21 protein-coding genes are annotated in these 18756 nt (G+C 70.0%); 4 read left to right on the top strand and 17 right to left on the bottom strand.

The window, feature by feature from the left end; genetic code table 11:
• Positions 1-51: 51 nt before the first annotated feature.
• The 5 genes from dnaB to rpsF all read right to left on the bottom strand — a co-directional run bounded on the left by dnaB (position 52) and on the right by rpsF (position 3644).
• A complete protein-coding gene (gene dnaB / locus U874_RS0104725) occupies positions 52-1428 on the bottom strand; it encodes a replicative DNA helicase (protein WP_025133397.1) in 1377 nt (458 codons plus the stop codon).
• A 477-nt stretch (positions 1429-1905) separates the two neighbouring features.
• Complete coding sequence (gene rplI / locus U874_RS0104720) at positions 1906-2355, bottom strand: 50S ribosomal protein L9 (protein ID WP_025133396.1); 450 nt, start codon at positions 2353-2355, stop codon at positions 1906-1908.
• A 14-nt stretch (positions 2356-2369) separates the two neighbouring features.
• Positions 2370-2630, bottom strand: coding sequence for a 30S ribosomal protein S18 (rpsR, locus tag U874_RS0104715; protein WP_025133395.1), 261 nt, complete (start codon positions 2628-2630; stop codon positions 2370-2372).
• Between the two features lie 108 nt (positions 2631-2738).
• Complete coding sequence (gene ssb, locus U874_RS0104710; protein ID WP_025133394.1) at positions 2739-3281, bottom strand: single-stranded DNA-binding protein; 543 nt, start codon at positions 3279-3281, stop codon at positions 2739-2741.
• Positions 3282-3284: 3 nt separating this feature from the next.
• Positions 3285-3644: a 30S ribosomal protein S6 gene (rpsF, locus tag U874_RS0104705; RefSeq protein ID WP_025133393.1), complete on the bottom strand. Its 360-nt coding sequence runs from the start codon at positions 3642-3644 to the stop codon at positions 3285-3287.
• Between the two features lie 195 nt (positions 3645-3839).
• On the opposite strand from rpsF, the gene U874_RS0104700 reads away from it, so the two are divergent.
• Complete coding sequence (locus U874_RS0104700; protein ID WP_025133392.1) at positions 3840-5165, top strand: glycosyltransferase; 1326 nt, start codon at positions 3840-3842, stop codon at positions 5163-5165.
• Positions 5166-5584: 419 nt separating this feature from the next.
• On the opposite strand, the gene U874_RS0104695 is transcribed toward U874_RS0104700, so the two are convergent.
• The 3 genes from U874_RS0104695 to U874_RS0104685 form a co-directional block, all read right to left on the bottom strand.
• Complete coding sequence (locus U874_RS0104695; protein WP_025133391.1) at positions 5585-6658, bottom strand: inositol-3-phosphate synthase; 1074 nt, start codon at positions 6656-6658, stop codon at positions 5585-5587.
• A gap of 51 nt (positions 6659-6709) precedes the next feature.
• Complete coding sequence (locus U874_RS14680; protein WP_025133390.1) at positions 6710-7570, bottom strand: PIG-L family deacetylase; 861 nt, start codon at positions 7568-7570, stop codon at positions 6710-6712.
• Positions 7571-7635: 65 nt separating this feature from the next.
• On the bottom strand, positions 7636-9072 hold the full coding sequence (locus U874_RS0104685; RefSeq protein WP_025133389.1) for a CCA tRNA nucleotidyltransferase: 1437 nt from the start codon (positions 9070-9072) through the stop codon (positions 7636-7638).
• 53 nt (positions 9073-9125) lie between these two features.
• Between U874_RS0104685 and U874_RS0104680 the strand changes: the two genes are divergently transcribed.
• The 3 genes from U874_RS0104680 (at position 9126) to trxA (ending at position 12968) form a co-directional block, all read left to right on the top strand.
• Positions 9126-11570 carry a DUF6049 family protein gene (locus U874_RS0104680; protein WP_025133388.1) on the top strand — a complete coding sequence of 815 codons (2445 nt, stop codon included), beginning with the start codon at positions 9126-9128 and terminating at the stop codon, positions 11568-11570.
• 79 nt (positions 11571-11649) lie between these two features.
• The gene (gene trxB, locus U874_RS0104675) at positions 11650-12600 is read left to right on the top strand and encodes a thioredoxin-disulfide reductase (protein WP_025133387.1); all 951 of its coding nucleotides are present in this window, start codon (positions 11650-11652) and stop codon (positions 12598-12600) included.
• Between the two features lie 44 nt (positions 12601-12644).
• Positions 12645-12968 carry a thioredoxin gene (trxA, locus tag U874_RS0104670; protein ID WP_025133386.1) on the top strand — a complete coding sequence of 108 codons (324 nt, stop codon included), beginning with the start codon at positions 12645-12647 and terminating at the stop codon, positions 12966-12968.
• Between the two features lie 91 nt (positions 12969-13059).
• On the opposite strand, the gene U874_RS0104665 is transcribed toward trxA, so the two are convergent.
• Genes U874_RS0104665 through rpmH form a run of 9 tightly spaced genes read right to left on the bottom strand, consistent with a single transcriptional unit; the run spans position 13060 to position 18447 of the window.
• Complete coding sequence (locus U874_RS0104665) at positions 13060-13518, bottom strand: SRPBCC family protein (protein WP_025133385.1); 459 nt, start codon at positions 13516-13518, stop codon at positions 13060-13062.
• 34 nt (positions 13519-13552) lie between these two features.
• Positions 13553-14566, bottom strand: coding sequence for a ParB/RepB/Spo0J family partition protein (locus U874_RS0104660; RefSeq protein WP_025133384.1), 1014 nt, complete (start codon positions 14564-14566; stop codon positions 13553-13555).
• Complete coding sequence (locus U874_RS0104655) at positions 14566-15477, bottom strand: ParA family protein (RefSeq protein WP_025133383.1); 912 nt, start codon at positions 15475-15477, stop codon at positions 14566-14568. Before U874_RS0104655 ends, U874_RS0104660 begins: the two co-directional genes overlap by 1 nt.
• Complete coding sequence (rsmG, locus tag U874_RS0104650; RefSeq protein ID WP_025133382.1) at positions 15470-16117, bottom strand: 16S rRNA (guanine(527)-N(7))-methyltransferase RsmG; 648 nt, start codon at positions 16115-16117, stop codon at positions 15470-15472. Before rsmG ends, U874_RS0104655 begins: the two co-directional genes overlap by 8 nt.
• A 44-nt stretch (positions 16118-16161) precedes the next feature.
• On the bottom strand, positions 16162-16665 hold the full coding sequence (locus tag U874_RS0104645; RefSeq protein ID WP_025133381.1) for a R3H domain-containing nucleic acid-binding protein: 504 nt from the start codon (positions 16663-16665) through the stop codon (positions 16162-16164).
• 5 nt (positions 16666-16670) lie between these two features.
• The gene (gene yidC / locus U874_RS0104640) at positions 16671-17618 is read right to left on the bottom strand and encodes a membrane protein insertase YidC (RefSeq protein WP_025133380.1); all 948 of its coding nucleotides are present in this window, start codon (positions 17616-17618) and stop codon (positions 16671-16673) included.
• Between the two features lie 4 nt (positions 17619-17622).
• On the bottom strand, positions 17623-17931 hold the full coding sequence (yidD, locus tag U874_RS0104635; protein WP_025133379.1) for a membrane protein insertion efficiency factor YidD: 309 nt from the start codon (positions 17929-17931) through the stop codon (positions 17623-17625).
• The gene (gene rnpA, locus U874_RS14155) at positions 17928-18290 is read right to left on the bottom strand and encodes a ribonuclease P protein component (protein WP_025133378.1); all 363 of its coding nucleotides are present in this window, start codon (positions 18288-18290) and stop codon (positions 17928-17930) included. The genes yidD and rnpA overlap by 4 nt, the downstream gene beginning before the upstream one ends.
• A 19-nt stretch (positions 18291-18309) precedes the next feature.
• The gene (gene rpmH / locus U874_RS15030; protein WP_010155609.1) at positions 18310-18447 is read right to left on the bottom strand and encodes a 50S ribosomal protein L34; all 138 of its coding nucleotides are present in this window, start codon (positions 18445-18447) and stop codon (positions 18310-18312) included.
• Positions 18448-18756: the final 309 nt, after the last annotated feature.

The following is an 18756-nucleotide window of genomic DNA, read 5'->3' as shown; positions in this document are numbered from 1 at the left end:
TCGTTGACCGACACCCAGTCTACCCCGCGACGGCTGAAGCCGCCTCCCAGGCTAGATCCCGCTCGGCATGTCCTGGAAGCGGGAGTAGTGGCCCTGGAACGCGACCGTGACGGTGCCCGTGGGGCCGTTACGCTGCTTCGCCAGGATGAAGTCGGCCTCGCCCGCGCGCGGGCTGTCGCGGTCGCCCACGGCCTCGCGGTGCAGCAGGATGACCATATCGGCGTCCTGCTCGAGCGAGCCCGACTCTCGCAGGTCGCTGATCGCGGGCATCTTGTCCGCTCGCTGCTCCGACGCACGGTTCAGCTGCGACAGCGCGATCACGGGCACGTCGAGCTCCTTCGATAGCAGCTTGAGCGCACGCGAGAACTCGGAGACCTCTTGCTGACGGCTCTCGGACTTCTTGCCGCTCGAAAGCAGCTGGAGGTAGTCGATGACGACCATGCGGAGGCCGTGCTGCTGCTTCAGTCGCCGGCACTTCGCGCGGATCTCGACGAGCGTCAGGTTGGGGCTGTCGTCGATGTACAGGGGCGCCTCGGCGACGCGGGCCTGCGTCGCCGCGAGCTTCTGGAAGTCGCGGTTGTCGAGCGCGCCCTTCCGGAGCGTCTGCATCGGAATGCTCGCCTCCGCCGCGAGCAGTCGCATCGCGATCTCGGCGCGCCCCATCTCGAGGGAGAAGAACACGGTGGGCGCATTGGCGTGCACCGAGGCGTTGCGGGCAACGTCCATGGCGAGGGTCGACTTACCCATCGCGGGTCGCGCCGCGATGATGATCATCTGCCCGCCAGCGAAGCCGTTCGTCATCGCGTCGAGCTCGCTGAAGCCGGTGGGCACGCCGAGCATGCCGTCAGCCGCACCGTTGGCCTTGTTGATCTCCTCCAGCGCGGCGTCGACGGCGAGGTGCAGGGGCACGTAGTCCTCGCCCTGCGCCTCCCCCGTCACGCCGTAGATCTCCGACTGCGCGACGTTCACGAGGTCGATCGCCTCGCCCTCGCCCGCGTAGCCCATCTGCACGATGCGGGTGCCCGCCTCGACGAGCCGGCGCAGCAGCGCCTTCTCGGCGACGATCTCGGCGTAGAAGCTCGCGTTGGCGGCCGTGGGCACGATGCTCGTCACCGTGTGGAGGTACTCCGCGCCGCCCGCGCGCTGCAGCTCGCCCGACTTCGTGAGCTCGTCCGTCACCGTGATGACATCGGTCGGCTCGCCGCGCGAGTAGAGCGAGAGCACGGCCTCGTAGATGACCTCGTGCTTCGGCACGTAGAAGTCCCCGCCCTTGAGCAGGCCCGTCACGTCCGCGACGGCGTCCTTCGAGAGGAGCATGCCACCGAGCGCGCTCTGCTCCGCGAGCAGGTCGTACGGCGGCGTGCGCTCGTGGCCACGCGAGGATTCCTCGACGGCGGGATCCGGGATCCCGAGATGTGCGATCGACACTCGATCACTCCTTTTCGCTGCAGCGGGACGGGTGCTCAATGATCGAACACCAGACCCCAGACATTCACGGTACGGGCACCTGCGGCCCACACCAAGCCCCTGAGTTTTACACCTGTGGATAACTCGGTGCATAACTTGCCGATTTGTGCCACATCTTTTCCACAATCCTGGGGACAACTTGTGGATGAGTGTGCACGGGTGTGTTTTTTATGGCTCCTGATCAGGCGTTTATATTTTCCACAGCCTGAAAGTTATTCAAGTCTCAGGTAGATCTTGAGGGTGGGGAAAGCGGGCGCGTGTGTGGAGAACTGTCGGGACAAGTCGCCGAATGTCAATCCCGCCACGCCGATATCGGCCCACCAATCGACATCGAGTGTTCACTTTTTCGGGCGTGTCGTGGCCGCCCGGCGATCCCGCACAAAACGCGAGCGGGGCGGCGGCCCCGAAGGACCACCACCCCGCTCGACTGCAGTGTGCTTAGCGCTGCGAAATCACCTGGAGGGTGATCTCGGCGTCGACGCCCTCGTGGAGGTGCACGATCGCCTTGTACTCGCCCGTCGACTTGATCGAGGGGACGGTGACCTTGCGCTTGTCGATCTCGCCCAGGCCAGCAGCGGAGACCGCAGCGGCAACCGCAGCGGGCTTCACCGAGCCGAAGAGGCGGCCGCCGGTGCCGGTCTTGGCCTGGAGGCGGATCTTGCCCTCCTGGAGCTTGGCCTTGAGCGCCTGAGCGTCCTCGACCGAAGCGAGCGCACGCGCCTCGCGAGCCGCACGGAGCTGCGCGACCTGAGCCTCGCCACCGCGGGTCCAGTGCACGCCGTAGCCCTGGGGCACGAGGTAGTTGCGAGCGTAACCGGTCTTGACGTCAACGACGTCGCCGGCGGAACCGAGGCCCTGGACCTCGTTCGTGAGAATAACCTTCGCCATGATTCTCGTTCTCCTTAGCGGCCGGAGCCGGCGTAGGGGAGGAGTGCCATCTCGCGGGCGTTCTTCACGGCCTTTGCGATGAGTCGCTGCTCCTGCACGGACACGCCGGTGATCCGACGGGCGCGGATCTTCCCACGCTCAGAAATGAACTTGCGAAGCGTCGCGACGTCCTTGTAGTCGATGACGCCCACGGTCTGCTTCTTGGCGGGTGCGACGACCTTAGCGTTCTTGCCGCGACCCGGCTTGCGGCCTGCGCCGCTGGACTTGCCTGCCATAGTTGGTCTCTTTTCATGTGATGCCCCGAGCACGCTCGGAACAAGAAGTTGATGCTCGCCGTCTGAGAGAACGGGAGGGTGGCGCCGCGTGGCGGCGCGAGGGCTGCCTTAGAAGGGCTGCTCGTCGTCGAAACCGCCGCCGAAGCCGCCGCCGCTGGAACCGCCCTGAGCGGGCTGGCCGCCCCAGGGGTTGTCCTGCTGCTGGGGAGCTGCTGCGGGCTGACCCCAGCTGCTCTGCCCGGCGGGCTGGCCGCTTCCGCCGCCGAAGCCGCCGACCTGACCGCGGGACTGGCCCCGGGAGATCTGTGCGGTAGCGAAGCGGAGCGACGGGCCGATCTCCTCGACCTCAAGGTCGAGTGACGTGCGCTGCTGCCCCTGGTTATCGGTGTAGCTGCGCTGCGTGAGACGGCCCTGGACGATGACGCGGGCGCCCTTCGTGAGCGAGGCGGCGATGTTGTCGGCGTACTCACCGTACGCGCGGCAACCGAGCCACAGCGGTTCGCCGTCCGACCAGTCACCCGACTGACGGTCACGCACGCGCGGCGTCGAGGCGATCCGGAAGGTCACCCACGACTTGCCGGCCTGGCTCACGCGAGGCTCGGGGTCGGCAACGAGGTTACCGACGACAGTGATCAGCGGCTCGCCGGCCATGAGCTACGCGCCCACCTTCGCGGCGCGAGCCGCCTTGGCCTGCTCGTGCTTCGCCTGCGCTGCGCGCTGCGCGATGAGCTCGTCGGAGCGCAGCACCTTGGTGCGGAGCACTGCCTCGGACAGGCCGAGCTGACGGTCGAGCTCCGCGGTCGCCTCGTGCGACGCGGTGAAGTTCACCACGACGTAGATGCCCTCGGACTGCTTCTTGATCTCGTAGGCAAGACGACGCTTGCCCCAGATGTCGACGTTCTCGATCTCGCCGCCCGCGTTGCGGATGACGCCGAGGAACTTCTCCATGCTGGGGGCCACGGTGCGCTCGTCGATACCCGGATCGAGGATCACCATGAGTTCATACGGATGCATTAACTGACCCACCTCCTTCGGACTTCACGGCCACAGGATTTCTGTGGCAGGAGGGTGTTTGTGCATCGTGCCGGTGCGCGACGAAGGTTACGCTGCGCACAGACAACCCGGAAAGCTTATCACTTTCCGCCCCTGCACGGGAGGCCCCGGACTGTTTCCCGTGAAACATCGACGGGGCATCCCTAGGGTGGGGGAATGCGGATCGCCCTTGTCTCCCTGCACACCTCGCCCGCCGCGGTGCCCGGCAGCGGCGACGCGGGTGGGATGAACGTGGTCGTGGCGAACGCGGCGCGGGCGCTCGCCCGGGCGGGGCACGACGTCACCGCGTTCACACGGGCCGATGGACACGCGGCCGCGGAGCTTTCGGAGACTTCGGTTCCTCCCGGGGCAGCGCCGTCCGGGGCACCCGTGGCGCGCATCGTGGTCTCGCCCCTCGGCGACGGCGCCCGGCTCGTCACGCTCCCCGCCGGCGACGCCGCACTGCGGAAGGAGGCCCTCCCTGGCGTAGTACCCGTGTTCGCCGCGGCGCTCGCGGCCCACGGTCCCTTTGACGCGGTGCACGCGCACTACTGGCTGAGCGGGCTCGCCGCCCTGCCGCTCGCGGCGCGGAGCGGCGTGATCCCGGCACTCACGCTGCACACGGTCGCGGCGCAGAAGAACGCACGGCTCGCCCCCGGCGACCGGCCGGAACCGCCCCTCCGCGTCGCGGGCGAGCGCGCGCTCACCCGGCGGGCGCAGCTCATCGCGTGCAGCACGAGCGAGCGCGAGGCGATCCGCTCGGGGTACGGCGAACCTCGCTTCCCCATTCCCGTGGTGACCCCGGGCGTCGACACCGAGCTGTTCCGTCCGCGCGGGATCGGGGCTGGGCTCGCGGAGAGCGGGGCAGGGCTCGCGGAGTTCGGGGCTGGGCTCGCGGAGTGCGGGGCGGGGCTCGCGGATTCGCGCCCGCTCCGCGTGACCGTGCTGGGGCGCGTGCAGCCGCTCAAGGGCCAGGACCTCGCGGTGGCCGCCGCAGCCGCCCTCGCGCGGCGAGATCCCGAGCTCTGGGGGCGCACGGAACTCGTTGTGGCCGGGGAGCCGACCCCGGGCGCGGAGGACTACGCCGCCGAGCTTCGCGCGCTCGCGGACCGGGAGGGGATCGCGGACCGGGTGCGGTTCCTCCCAGCGCAGTCGCGGGCGGCGGCGGCCGCGCTCTTCGCGGACAGCGACCTCGTTCTCGTGCCGTCGCACTCGGAGACGTTCGGCCTGGTGGCCCTGGAGGCCGCCGCCGCAGGCGTCCCCGCCATCGTCGCCGCCCACACGGGGCTGCTCGAGGCGACTCCGCCGGGGGAGTCCGGGGTGCGCGTCGCGGGACGCGATCCCGAGGAGTGGGCCCGCGCGATGGCGCAGCTCCTGAGGGATCCCGAGCGCCGTGCCCGGCTGGGCGCCGAGGCGCGGGCCCACGCGCTCAGCCACAACTGGGACGCGCACGCCGCCCAACTGGTCGAGGTATATTCCCGCCTGCGTACACGCTCCGCGTAGCGCCCATTCCCCGAATCGAATATTCCCGATCGGGAATTCGGTGGAATGCCTGCCTGGGGGTGCGGCTCGTGCGTGCTCTCGCTCGCTCGCCCGTGAGTGAGCCGATGCCGTCCCCCGGTTCCCGCTCACTTTCCTCGGAGAAATCCGATATCTCGGAGCCTGCCCCGGCAGAAACTCCGAGATATCGGATTTCTCCTGGGGAAGGTGCGCGAATGCGAGCGAGCGAGCGGAGCCTCAGCGGACAGACCCCAGCTCAGCGGCACAGCCCAGGCCGCAGCAGCACAGCCCAGGCCGCAGCAGCACAGCTCGCGCCACAGCAGCACAGCGGCACCGCACATGCACACGAGGGAATATGCGTGTGGGGCCCAGCGAACATCGCTGAGCCCCACACACGCGCACAACGGCAGCGCCGCCCCAAGCTACGCCGCGGAGTCCTCCAGGAACTCCTCGAGCTCAGCGCGCGCCGCGTGGTCGGGCTTCTGCACGGGCGGCGACTTCATGAAGTAGGCCGAGGCCGCCTCGACGGGCCCGGCGATGCCGCGCTCCCGCGCGACGTGCGCGATCCGGATCGCGTCGATCATCGTGCCAGCCGAGTTGGGGGAGTCCCACACCTCGAGCTTGTACTCGATGCTCATGGGCACATCACCGAAGCCGCGCCCCTCGAGGCGCACGAAGGCAAACTTGCGATCCTCGAGCCACGGCACGTGGTCGCTCGGCCCGATGTGGACGTCCTCAGGCGCGAGGTCGACGTCGAGGTTCGAGGTGACGGCCTGCGTCTTGGAGATCTTCTTCGACTTCAGGCGGCTGCGCTCGAGCATGTTCTTGAAGTCCATGTTGCCGCCGACGTTCAGCTGGTAGGTGTGGTCGAGCGCGATGCCGCGGCTCTCCATCAGACGCGCGAGCACGCGGTGCGTGATGGTGGCGCCCACCTGGCTCTTGATGTCGTCGCCGACAATCGGCACGCCCGCGGCCACGAACTTCGCGGCCCACTCGGGGTCGCTCGCGACGAACACGGGGACCGCGTTCACGAATGCGACGCCCGCGTCGAGCGCGGCCTGCGCGTAGAACTTCACAGCCTCGTCGCTGCCGACGGGCAGGTAGCATGCGAGCACATCGGCGCCCGAGTCGCGGAGCACCTGCGCGACGTCGACGGGTGCGGCGTCCGACTCCTCGACGGCGTCACGGTAGTACTCGCCCAGACCGTCGTAGGTGGGGCCGCGCTGCACGGTCACGCCGAGCTCGGGCACGTCCGAGAACTTGATCGTGTTGTTGTGGCCCGCCCAGATGGCCTCGCCGAGATCGAGTCCGACCTTCGCGGCGTCGACCTCGAACGCTGCGACGAACTCGAGATCGGAGACGTGGTGCCCGCCGAGGCGGACGTGCATCAGGCCGGGAACCTGCTCATCGTCTGCGGCACCCCGGTAGTACTCCACGCCCTGCACCAGCGAGCTCACGCAGTTTCCAACGCCCGCGAGGGCTACCTTGACAGTCATCGAACCCCTGTTCCTCACGATCCGGGCGCGCGGCGCGCCCGAGGGAAGAGTCTACTCCGCCTGCTCAGCGGCGTCGGTGGCGAGCGGGCGGAGCCGGAACGCCTCGCGTCGCGAGATCGGCTGGCGCTGCCCGCCGACGTGCACGATGTCGTCCCCGTCCACGGTCAGCTGCGTCGCGTGCGAGCGCAGTGCGGCCGTCTTTCGGTCGAGCCAGTGCTCGATCCCGTGCACCTCGATCGGGATCGCGCCCGCCGCGTCGGCCGACACCGCCTCCTCCGAAGCGCCGAGCCCGGTCGCGGCGAGGAGCGCCGGATCGTCCTCCGCGACGATCTCCCAGAAGGGGAGCCCGAGCGCCGCGGCGACGGCCCGCGCGATGCGGTGAGCAAACACGTGATCCGGATGGCCGTAGCCGCCCCCGTCGTCGTAGCTCACGATGCCCTGCGCGCCCGCGCCATGCGCCGCCGAGAGGAGATCGTTGAGCGCCTCCACGGCGGGAGCTCGCGTAAGCGCGTCCGGGCTCGCATCGGGTGCCGCGGCGGCCCGGCCGTCCGGGCCCCACACCATGCCCGAGTCCTCGTAGATCACCGGCGGGGCGCCGTCCGCCCGCGCCGGCTCGACGCCGAGGAAGACGTGCCGCTCGATCCCGAGCATGAAGAGCGCCGCCGCGAGCTCGCCCTGGCGGTGCGGCGCGAGGGCGTCGGTTCCCTGGAGATGGTGGAACGGGCCGTCGACCACCTCGCCGCGTTCGCCGCGCGTGAGCGTGACGAGGAGGGGCTCCTGCCCGGCCGCCGCGAGCGCGGCGAGCGTGCCGCCCGTCGTGATCGTCTCATCGTCGGGGTGGGCGTGCACGAACATGATCCGCGGGCGCCCCCCGAACCAGGTGGCAGGATCCGGAAGCTCGGTGCTCGTCATGTGATGCTCCTCCGTGTGCTCGTTTGCGGTCTGCGATGCGTCGTGGGGCGCGGCGGCGGGGCCGCTCACGCCGTCTCCTGCTCGGCGAACCAGGCCCGCAGGCGCTGCTCCGCGGCCTCCGCGCCAATGGGCCCCTCATCGAGCCGTACGTCGAGGAGGAACTTGTACGCCCGGCCGACGAGCGGCCCCGGCGGGATCTCGAGCAGCTCCATGATCTGCGCGCCGTCGAGCTCGGGGCGCACGGCCGCGAGCTCCTCAGCGGCGGCGAGCTCCTCGATCCGGCGCTCGATGTCGTCGTAGGCGTGATCGAGGCGCTCGGCCTTGCGGCGATTGCGGGTGGTCACGTCCGCGCGGGTGAGGATGTGCAGCTGAGCGAGCTCGTCTCCGGCATCGCGCACGTAGCGCCGCACGGCGGCGTCCGTCCACGGCTGGTCGCTGTAGCCGAAGAAGCGGAGGTGCAGCTCGATGAGCCGCGCCGTGCGCTTCACGGTGTCGTTGTCGAAGCGGAGCTCGCGCAGGCGCTTCTTGGCGAGCTTCGCGCCCACGACGTCGTGGTGGTGGAAGGTGACGCCGCCGCGCTCGAAGCGGCGCGTGGCGGGCTTCCCGATGTCGTGGAGCAGCGCGGCGAGGCGGAGCACGATGTCGGGCGCGGTTGTCTCGGGATCGCGCCGGGAGATCTCGAGCTCGATCGCCTGCCGCAGCACCGTGAGGCTGTGCTCGTACACGTCCTTGTGGCGGCCGTGATCGTCCTGGGTGGCGCGGAGCGCGGTGAGCTCGGGGAGGAACCGCTCGGCCAGGCCGGCGTCCACGAGGAGGCGGATGCCGGGCACCGGGTCGTTCGTGCCGAGGAGCTTCACGAGTTCGTCGCGGATCCGCTCGGCGGAGATGATGTCGAGCCGCTCGGCGTACTCGGCCATGGCGGCCTCGGTCTCCGCCGACACCGTGAAGCCGAGCTGCGCGGCGAAGCGCGCGGCGCGCAGCATGCGGAGCGGGTCGTCCGTGAAGGAGGCCGCGGGGGCCCCGGGGGTGTGGATCCGCCCCGCGAGCAGATCCTCGACGCCGCCCGCGACGTCCACCAGGCGGAGCTCGGGCAGCATGAGCGCGAGGGCGTTGATCGTGAAGTCTCGGCGCACGAGATCGCCCTCGATCGTGTCGCCGTAGCTCACGCTCGGCTTCCGCGAGTCCTCGCGGTACACCTCGGCGCGGTAGGTGGTGATCTCGACCGTCTCGCCGTGCACGCGCGCCGCGATCGTGCCGAAGTCGCGGCCGACATCCCACACGTTGCCGCTCACCTCGTCGAGGATGGCGCGCGTCTCGTCCGGGCGCGCGGAGGTGGTGAAGTCGAGATCGGTGACCGCTCGCCCGAGCATCGCGTCGCGCACCGGCCCGCCGACGAGCGCGAACTCGTGCCCGCGGGCGGCGAAGGCCTCCGCGAGGGTTGCGACGGGTGCGGAGGCGGCGATGGCGCGCAGGGCGTCCATGGACTCGGCGAGGGAAAGCATCCCCCCAGGGTACCTGGGCCGGGAACACAGAGCCGGTCTTTAGACTGGTACCTATGCCCTCAGTTCCCCGCCTCCGCGCGATCACGGCGACGCTGCTCGCGCTCGGGCTCGCCTGCGGCGGCCTGCTCGCGGGGGGCCAGGGCGCGGCGCACGCATCCGCGCTCGCCGGGGCCGTCCCGGCCCCCGTGGCGGGGGAGGAGACGGGCGGCGACGGCGCCACCGCCGAGACCGAGGAGAGCACGACGCCGGATCCCGTGCCCGAGCTGGTGATCGCCCCGAGCGAGGCGGTGCTCCGCCCGGACAGCACGCAGCTCGAAGTGTCCGTGCTCCTGCGCAATCCCGGCGCCGAGGAACTCCCCGCGGGTGAGATCCTCGTGGGTCTCGGCGCCGAGGCCGTCACCGATTCCGCGGCGCTTCACGCGGAGCGCTCGAGCGGGATCGGTACTCAGCTCGGTGCCCTGCGGGTCGGTGCCACGCCCGCGGGGAAGACCCAGGCACTCAGTCTGACCGTCGCGCGCGCCGATCTGCCGATCGCGGCGACCGCCCCCTTCGGGGTGCACCTGCTGCGCGCGGAACTCGTGCCCGAGGGGGAAACCGCTCCGAGCGATGCGCCCGCCGAGGACGCAGCAGGCGCGGAGGACGCAGCAGGCGCGGACGAGACCGCGGCGGACCCGCAGTTGCTCACCGCGAGCACACCGCTCGTGTGGCGCGGCACGGCTCCGCTCCAGGGGAGCACCGGAACCGCGCAGACTCCCGATGCGCAGACTCCCGATACCCAGACGCCCGGAGCGCAGACTCCCGGAGCGCAGGATCAGCCCGCCACCCCGCCGGTCACGCTGCCCACGGTCTCGCTCGGCCTGATCGTGCCGCTCGTCCTCCCGGACGACATCCACACCCTCCCGACCCGCGCGCAGCTCGAGGCCCTCGCGCCGGAGTGGGACCGGCTCGTCACGCAGGCGCGCGCGCAGCGCGGCACGCTCGCGATCGATCCCCGGATCATCTCAGGGATCCGCGCGTACGGCAGCGAGGCCCCGGAGAACGCGCGCCAGCTGCTCGATCGCATGACGACCCTCGATCTGCCGTCCTTCCTCCTGCAGTTCGCCGACGCGGATCCCGCCGCGCAGGCCGCGCTCGGCTTCACGAAACTGCTCAGCCCCTCGAGTCTCGACTTCGTGACGCGCTTCGGCACCTTCCCCGATGCTGCGACCGGCGCTCCGATCGGCAGCGGTCCAGGCGGCAGCGGCACGAGCGACGGCGGGGCGAGCGACTCCACGAGCACCGGCGCCACGCCGGACCCGGGAACCGGATCCGGGTCCGGGGCCGGCAGCGACCCCGCGGACGCTGCGGACACCACGGATGCCCCGCCCGCGGGGGAGGACGCCGCCCCGGCGCTCCCGGAGCTGCTCGCCTGGGACTCCGCCGAGCGGATCGCCTGGCCGGCCGCGGGCGCCGCGAATGCGCAGACGATCGACTTCCTCCGCACGAACGGCATCCGCACGACCGTGCTGAACTCCACAAACGTCGCGCTCGAGGGCGGCCCCCGCGCGCAGCTGAGCGATGGCACGGCCTACGTCGCCGATGCCGCGCTCGGCGACGCCGCAAGCGCGGCCCTCTCGGGTGAGACGGCCGCTGAGCGCGCCGCGGGATCCGCGCTCGTCGCCGCCGAGCTCGCGCTCGCGGCCCAGTCCGGCAGCACGGGCGTGCTCCTCGCCCTCGACCGCGGCGCGGTGGCCTCGGCCGAGCACCCGAACGAGCTGATCGCGCAGATCGCGGGCCTCGACTGGGTCGCGGCGACACCGCTCGCCGAGCTCGCCGAGGGCACCGCGACGCTCCGCGCGGGGGACACGCTCGAGGAGCGGCGCGAGCTGCTCCGCTCGGCCGTGGGCCGGGAGTCCTCGGTCACGAAGATCGGGGCCGTGCTCGTCAATCCCGAGTACCTGAGCGGATACCAGCGCACCCGCCTCCTCGAGCTCTTCGCGACCCGGCACGCCGCTCCGGAGCGCGAGTTCGACGAGGTGGCCGCCGCATACCGCGCGCGCGACGCCGAACTGCTTGAGGGCGTCCAGGCGATCAGCACCGAGCACACTCAGCTCGTCGGCACTTCCACGCGGGTCCCCGTCCAGCTGCGCAACACGCTGCCGTTCGACGCCCGCGTGCACGTGCAGGTCGATCCGGCATCCGGGGCGCTCTCGCTCAGCGAGCGGAGCTTCGACGACGTCGTGGTGCCCGCCGAGGGCAACCAGCAGCTCCTCGTCCCCGTGCACAGCCGCGTCTCGTCGGGGGAGTCCGGCCTCGTCGTGAGCATCTCGGCGCCGTCGGGAGATCCGACCGTGTTCACGGGAACCATGCCCATCTCGATCCGCAGCTCCGTCGAGGCGATCGCGCTGTGGTCGCTCGGCGTGATCGCGGCTTCGCTCCTCGGCTTCGGCATCTGGCGGAGCCTCCGCCGGCGGTCCCGCGCCCGCGCCGCGGAGCCCGTCCCCAGCGCGCAGGAATAGCGCGAGCCTAGGATGGGTTGTACCCCCTGAGCGGCCGGCACCCGGCCGCGATTCATCAGCGATGCGTGCGAGGAGCCTCATGCAGCAGATCATCATCATCGGTTCCGGCCCCGCCGGCTTCACGGCAGCGATCTACGCGGCCCGTGCTGGCCTGAAACCGCTGCTCTTCGCGAGCTCCGTCGGAATCGGCGGCGAGCTGATGAACACCACCGAGGTGGAGAACTTCCCGGGCTTCCCGGAGGGCATCCAGGGCCCCGAGCTCATGCAGCGCATGCAGGAGCAGGCGGAGAAGTTCGGCACCGAGGTCGTGTACGACGACATCACCGAGGTCGACTTCTCGGGTGACGTGAAGCGCGTCACCGCGGGCGACGGGACCGTCCACGAGGCGCTCACCGTGATCTACGCGACGGGCTCCGCCTACCGCAAGATCGGCCTGGCCGACGAGGAGCGCCTCTCCGGCCACGGCGTCTCCTGGTGCGCCACCTGCGACGGCTTCTTCTTCCGCGAGAAGACGATCGCCGTGGTGGGCGGCGGCGACTCCGCGATGGAGGAGGCCACGTTCCTCACCCGCTTCGCGGAGAAGGTCTACGTGATCCACCGCCGCAACGAGCTCAAGGCCTCGAAGATCATGCAGCAGCGCGCCTTCGACAACGAGAAGATCGAGTTCGTCTGGGACTCCGAGGTCGCCGCGATCCACGGCGAGTCCGAGGTCGAGGGCGTCACCCTGCGCAGCACGGTCGACGGGAGCGAGCGCGAGCTCGCGATCCAGGGCCTCTTCGTGGCGATCGGCAACGATCCCCGCACCCACCTCGTGCACGGCAAGCTCGACCTCACGGAGGAGGGCACGATCGCGGTCCAGGGCCGCAGCGCGCAGACCTCCGTGCCCGGCGTCTTCGCCGCGGGCGACGTCACCGACCCGAGCTACCGCCAGGCGATCACCGCCGCCGCGTCCGGCACCATCGCCGCGCTCGACGCGGAGCACTTCCTCGCCGCACGCGCGTCGCAGGACGCCGAGCTCGCCACGGCCTGAGCGCCGCGCGCACCCGAATCCACTGCGTGACCGAAGGAGTCATCATGAACGAACCCATCAACGTCGACGAGCAGACCTTCGACACGGTCGTGCTCCAGAGCGAGATCCCCGTCCTCGTGGACTTCTGGGCGGCCTGGTGCGGCCCGTGCCGCGCCGTCGCTCCCGTCCTCGACCAGATCGCCGCTGAGCAGGAGGGCAAGCTCCGCATCGTGAAGCTCAACGTCGACGAGAACCCGAACCTGGCCGCCCGCTACCGGATCACCTCCATCCCCGCGATGAAGGTCTTCTCGGGCGGCGAGGAGGTGCGCGAGATCATCGGCGCCATGCCGAAGCCGATGATCGAGGAGCACCTCGCGGGCATCATCTAGACGCGAGCACCTCGGCCATTCGGGCCGGGAACGACTGTGGGCGGGGATCGCTGATCCCCGCCCACAGTCGTTTCCGGAGCCCGGCGTGCGCCTACTCGGCGCCGGTGCCCGTCTCGGCGAGTGCCGCGAGCCGATCGATCGAGGCGCGGAGCGCTGCGCTCGTGTTCGCGCGGGCGCGGGCGACGCGCTTCGGATCGGTGAGACCCGTCCAGTCGTAGGTGTGGCGCACGAGCGTGCCCTCGGCGCGGGGCTCGAGCTCCCAGCGCCAGAGGTGGCCGGGCGCGGGCTCGCCCACGGGGGAGGGCAGCCAGGCGATCCTGCGCCCCTCCTCAAACTCGACGACCCGGTTCTCGCGCACGCGATCGCCCACGTTCGTCATCACGAAGACGTCGCCGACGGCGCGGACACGCTGACCGGGAGCCGCCTCGGCAAGGTTGTCGTTGCCGTCCCAGCGGGGCTGCTGCGCGGGATCGGCGATCAGCTCAAAGATCTCCGCCGCGTCCGCCGCGATGACCCGCTCCGCCGACACGATCTGCTCTGCTGCACTCATGGCCCCAGTCAATCACACCGACGCGTGCGGCGGTTTAGCTGAAGCCGGGGTCTCCGAGCTCGGAGAGGATGCGCTTCAGGTCGGCGATCGTCGCGAAGTCGATGACGATCTGCCCCTTCTTCGCGCCGAGCTTCACGGCGACGCGGGTGTCGAACCGGTCGCCGAGGCGATCGGCGATCTCGCCCAGCTGAGCCTGCACGCCGCCGGCTCGGGGCTTCGCCACCCGGCGCTGGGGCCCCTCGGCCGCAGCGGCCTCCGCCGCGCGCACCGAAAGCCCCTCGTCGACGATCTTGTCGGCGAGGCGCTGCATCGACTCGGCGTCGCCGTCGTGCGACAGGATCGCGCGAGCGTGCCCGGCCGAGAGCACCCCGGCGGCCACGCGGGCCTGCACGGGCTCGGGGAGGCGCAGGAGCCGGATCGTGTTGGAGATCTGGGGGCGCGAACGGCCGATCCGCTCGGCGAGCTGCTCCTGCGTGATCCCGAAGTCGGCGAGGAGCTGCTGGTAGGCCGAGGCCTCTTCGAGCGGGTTCAGCTCGGCGCGGTGCAGGTTCTCGAGGAGTGCATCGCGGAGCATGTGCTCGTCGGCCGTGCTGCGCACGATCGCGGGGATCGAATCGAGGCCCGCCCGCTTCGAGGCGCGGAAGCGCCGCTCGCCCATGATGATCTCGTAGCGCGGGCCGCGCTTCGGCGCCGGCTCGATCTCGCGCACCACGATGGGCTGGAAGACGCCGAACTCCTTGACGGAGTGGGTGAGCTCCGCGAGCGCGTCCTCGTCGAACTCGGTGCGCGGCTGCACGCGGTTGGGCGTGATCTCGCTCAGCTCGAGGCGGGTGAGGCGCGCGCCGGGAACGGCCTGGAGCTGCTCCTCGCCAGCGTCGACGACGGGGGCCTCCGGCGCCGCGCTCGCGTCGGCGGCGGGCTGCTCAGCCGCGTCCGCCGGCGTGCTCGCCGGGAAGAACACGTCGACCGGGCGCTCGCCCGTCGCCGGTGCCTGGGGGATGAGGGCCCCGATCCCGCGGCCGAGACCGCCTCGCTTCTTCGTCGCCATCAGTCGCGCCCTTCCGTGGAAATGTCTGCTCCTGCCCCTGCTCCGCGCTCCGCCATCTCCGCGGCGGCCTCGAGGTACGCGAGCGCGCCGATCGAGGCGCCGTCGTAGGCGTGCACGGTCTGCCCGTAGCTCGGTGCCTCCGAGATGCGCACCGAGCGCGGGATCACGGCGCCGAGCACCTGCTCCGGGAAGTGCGAGCGCACCTCGCGCGCCACCTCCTGCGCCAGGTTCGTGCGCGCGTCGTACATCGTGAGCAGGATCGTCGACACCCGGAGCCCGGGGTTCAGGTGCTTCTGGATCAGCTGGATGTTGCCGAGCAGCTGGCTGAGGCCCTCGAGCGCGTAGTACTCGCACTGGATCGGGATCAGCACCTCGTCCGCGGCGACGAACGCGTTCACCGTGAGCAGGCCCAGCGAGGGCGGGCAGTCGATGAAGACGTAGTGGTAGGGCTCCTCGGCCTCGTCGAGGAACGCCTGGAGCGCGGTGCGCAGGCGCTGCTCGCGCGCGACGAGCGAGACGAGCTCGATCTCCGCGCCCGCGAGGTTGATCGTGGAGGGCACGCACCACAGGTTCTCGTGATCCGTGGTCTGCTGCAGCGCCTCATCGAGGCCGCTGTCGCCGAGGAGCACGTCGTAGACGCTCGTCACCTCCGGGCGATGCGGAACACCGAGCGCGGTCGACGCGTTGCCCTGGGGATCGAGGTCGATCACGAGGACACGCGCGCCCCGGCGCGCGAGCGCCGAGGCGAGGTTCACCGTGGTCGTGGTCTTCCCGACCCCGCCCTTCTGGTTCGAGACCGTAATGATGCGCGGCTCGTCGGGGAGCGGCGAGACGGTCTCGGCGAGCTTCCGGCGTCGCCGAACCTTGTCGACGAGATGGTCGCCGACGAGTGACTTCTCCGATTCAGCCATGGCTCTTGATTTTAGCCCGAAACACGCGCGTCGTCTCCGCGAGCTGGCCGACGCCGAGCTCTTCGACGCGGACATCGGTGAGCCGGTGCTTGCGCAGCACCTTCGCCGCGGCCTCGATCTCCGTGTCCACCGACGTGCCCTTGAGGAAGAGCATCTCGCCCTCCTCGCGGAGGAGCGGGGCGGTGATGGGCACGAGCTTGCGCAGCGCGGTCACCGCACGCGCAGTGACCTGGTCGACCGGGAACGCGTCGTGGAACTCCTCGGCGCGCCCCCGCTTGACCTCGGCGTTCGTGAGCCCGAGGCGCTCGATCTGCTCCGACAGCCACAGGCAGCGCCGCTCCATGGGCTCGACGAAGAGGAAGTGCGCATCGGGCCGCACGATCGCGAGCACGAGGCCGGGCATGCCGCCCCCGGTGCCGATGTCGGCGACGCGCGCGCCCGGGCGGATGAGCGGCGCGAGCACGGCGCTGTTGAGCAGGTGCCGGGTCCAGAGTCGCGGCAGCTCGAGGGGACCGATGAGCCCGAGCTCTTCGCCGCGCGCGGCGAGGTCGGCCGCGAACGCGCGCAGCACGTCGATCCGCTCGCCCGCGATCTCCGCGGCAGCCGCGGGCTCCGGCTCGAGTCCGGTCACTTCGGTCATTCTGCGCCCTCCGCGCGTTTCACGTGAAACGAGTTCCGGCCGCGCTAGGCGCGGGTGATGACGAGCCGGCGATCCCGGCCCTCGCCGCGGGACTCCGAGAAGTACCCGCGCTCGGCGACGTCGTCGTGCACGAGCTTCCGCTCGTACGAGGACATCGGCTCGAGCTCGACGCTCTCACGGCCCGCAGCGATCTGCGCGACCGCTGCGTCCACCATGCCCTTGAGCTCGGCGGCGCGGGCATCGCGGGATCCGCCGATGTCGATGATCAGGCGCGAGAAGCGGCCCGTCTTCGCCTGCACGGCGAGCCGGGTCAGATCCTGCAGTGCCTGCACCGTCTCGGGCGCGGCGAGGTGGTCGAGCCCCGCGCCGCCCCCGGTCACGGAGACGTAGGCGCGACCGTTGGCCACGTCGATGTCGATGTCGCCATCGAGATCCGCGATGTCCAGAAGACCCTCGACGTAGTCCGCGGCGAGATCGCCGTCAGCCTCGAGCTCCTCGAGCGTGAGGTCGGCGGACTCGGGTGCGGGGGAGCGCTGCTCATCACTCATGGAACTCACTTGCCCTTCTTCTTCGCGCGCTTCGAGCTCATCGGCTGCTGGCGCTGGCCCTCGGCCTTCGACGGGGTCTGGGCGTCGAGCGCCCGCACCTCGTCGTCAGTCAGCTTGCCCTTGGCCTTGAGGCGCGCCTGGCGCGCACGCCACGCCTCACTGCCGGGCGTGGGCATGTTGCGGATCACGATGAACTGCTGGCCCATGGTCCAGACGTTCGAGGTGAACCAGTACACGTTGAGCGCGAGCGGGAAGGTGACGCCCGAGAACAGGAACGCGAAAGGGATGATGTAGAGCAGGATGCGCTGCTGGCGGTACATCGGCGAAGCCTTCGTCTCGTCGGAGACGTTCTTCGACATGATCTGCAGCTGTGTGAAGAACTGCGAGGCGATCATGAGGATCACGATCACGCCGAGGAGGATCACGACGGTCCAGTTGCCGCTCTCCCAGCCCTGGGTGAAGTTCATCTTCAGGGGAGCTCCGAAGATGCTCGCCTGGTTGAAGCTCTGCGTGAGGTCGGCGTTCATGAAGCCGATGCCCGGCTTGTTCTCGGCCGCGTGGCGCAGCACGTAGAACAGCGAGAAGAAGACCGGCATCTGGATGAGGATCGGCAGGCACGAGGAGAACGGGTTGGTGCCGTGCTTCTTGTACAGGGCCATCGTCTCGCGGCTCATGGCCTCGCGCGAGAACTGATCCTTCTTGCCCTTGTACTTGTCCTGCACCTTCTTCATCTCGGGTGCGAGGTCCATCATGCGGCGCTGCGACTTGATCTGCCGCACGGTCACCGGGATGAGGGCGGAGCGGACGACGATCACCAGACCGATGATCGAGAGCACCCAGGTGAGGCCGGACGCGGGCTCCATCCCGAGCCAGGTCAGCGCCTGATGCCAGACCGCCAGTACCAGCTCGACGAGCCAGCGGAGGGGCCAGAGTATGGTCTCGAAGAAATCCACCGCGTTAGGCCTTTCGCTCGATGGGGCGGACGAAGCCGCGCGAGTTAATCACAAAGTTCTGTTGGTTCCGAGCGGGGACATCATCGATCCCGCCGGGCGTGAAGGGGTTGCAGCGCAGCAGCCGCCATCCCGTGAGCGCGGTTCCGACGATGAATCCGCGCAGTTGGTACGCCTCCACAGCGTATCGGGAACACGATGGATAATACCTGCAGACCTGCCCGTACAGCGGGGAGATGAGCTTCCGGTAGGCGTGCATGATCGCGAGCGCGAGATTGCGCGGTGCGAGCCAGAGCTCGAGCAGGATCCGCTTCACGCCGACTCCGCAGGGGAGAGGAGCGTGCGCTCCACCCGATCCAGCGCCCGCGTCACCGCGGCGTCGAGCTCCGCGAACGGAGCATCCGCGATCGGCGGCAGCGCGCGGAACACCACGTCGACCCCGGTCATGCCCGCCGCGATCCGGCGCTCGGCGAGCGTCTTCAGGCGGCGACGCACGAGGTTTCGCGTCACGGCGTTGCCCACGGCCTTCGAGACGATGAAGCCGAAGCGCGCCGGTTCTCCCGGCGCACGCAAAACCGCGTGGGTGATGCACAGAGCACCACCCACGCGGTAGCCGGATCGAACGACCCGTCGGTATTCGTCTCCCCGGGTTACGCGGTGCCGCTTGGCAGGCATAGTGATCCCGGGAGGGGAATTACGCGGTGAGCTTGGAGCGGCCCTTGCCGCGACGAGCGGCAACGATCGCACGGCCCGCACGGGTACGCATGCGGGCGCGGAAGCCGTGCACCTTGGCGCGGCGGCGGTTATTGGGCTGGAAAGTACGCTTGCTCATTGAAGACTCCGTGACTTATGGAACAGATCCCCGAAGCTCAGTGTCGTCGAGGAAGTCGGATCTGGGCAGGGCGACAATTCGCCCATACAAGGTATTCACTTTACGCGGAATCCCGACTCCCGTCAAAAAGATCTTGTGATTCCCTGCACACGCGGGTGCGCGAGCGGCCCGATCGGGGTGTGGACAGCCTGGGGACTTGCCTGTGGACAAATCTGTGACTAACGTGGGCGCAGATGTCTTTCCGGCGACAAGATCGCGGGAATTCCCCCGAGTTTTGGTTCACCTTCTGTGGATAAGCCTGGGTATAAC

Origin of the sequence: Leucobacter sp. PH1c (assembly GCF_000633415.1) — a bacterium.
In the GTDB taxonomy this organism is placed as follows: domain Bacteria; phylum Actinomycetota; class Actinomycetes; order Actinomycetales; family Microbacteriaceae; genus Leucobacter.
The sequence above is the reverse complement of the archived record's forward strand: the minus strand, read 5'-3'. Positions and strand labels throughout refer to the sequence as shown.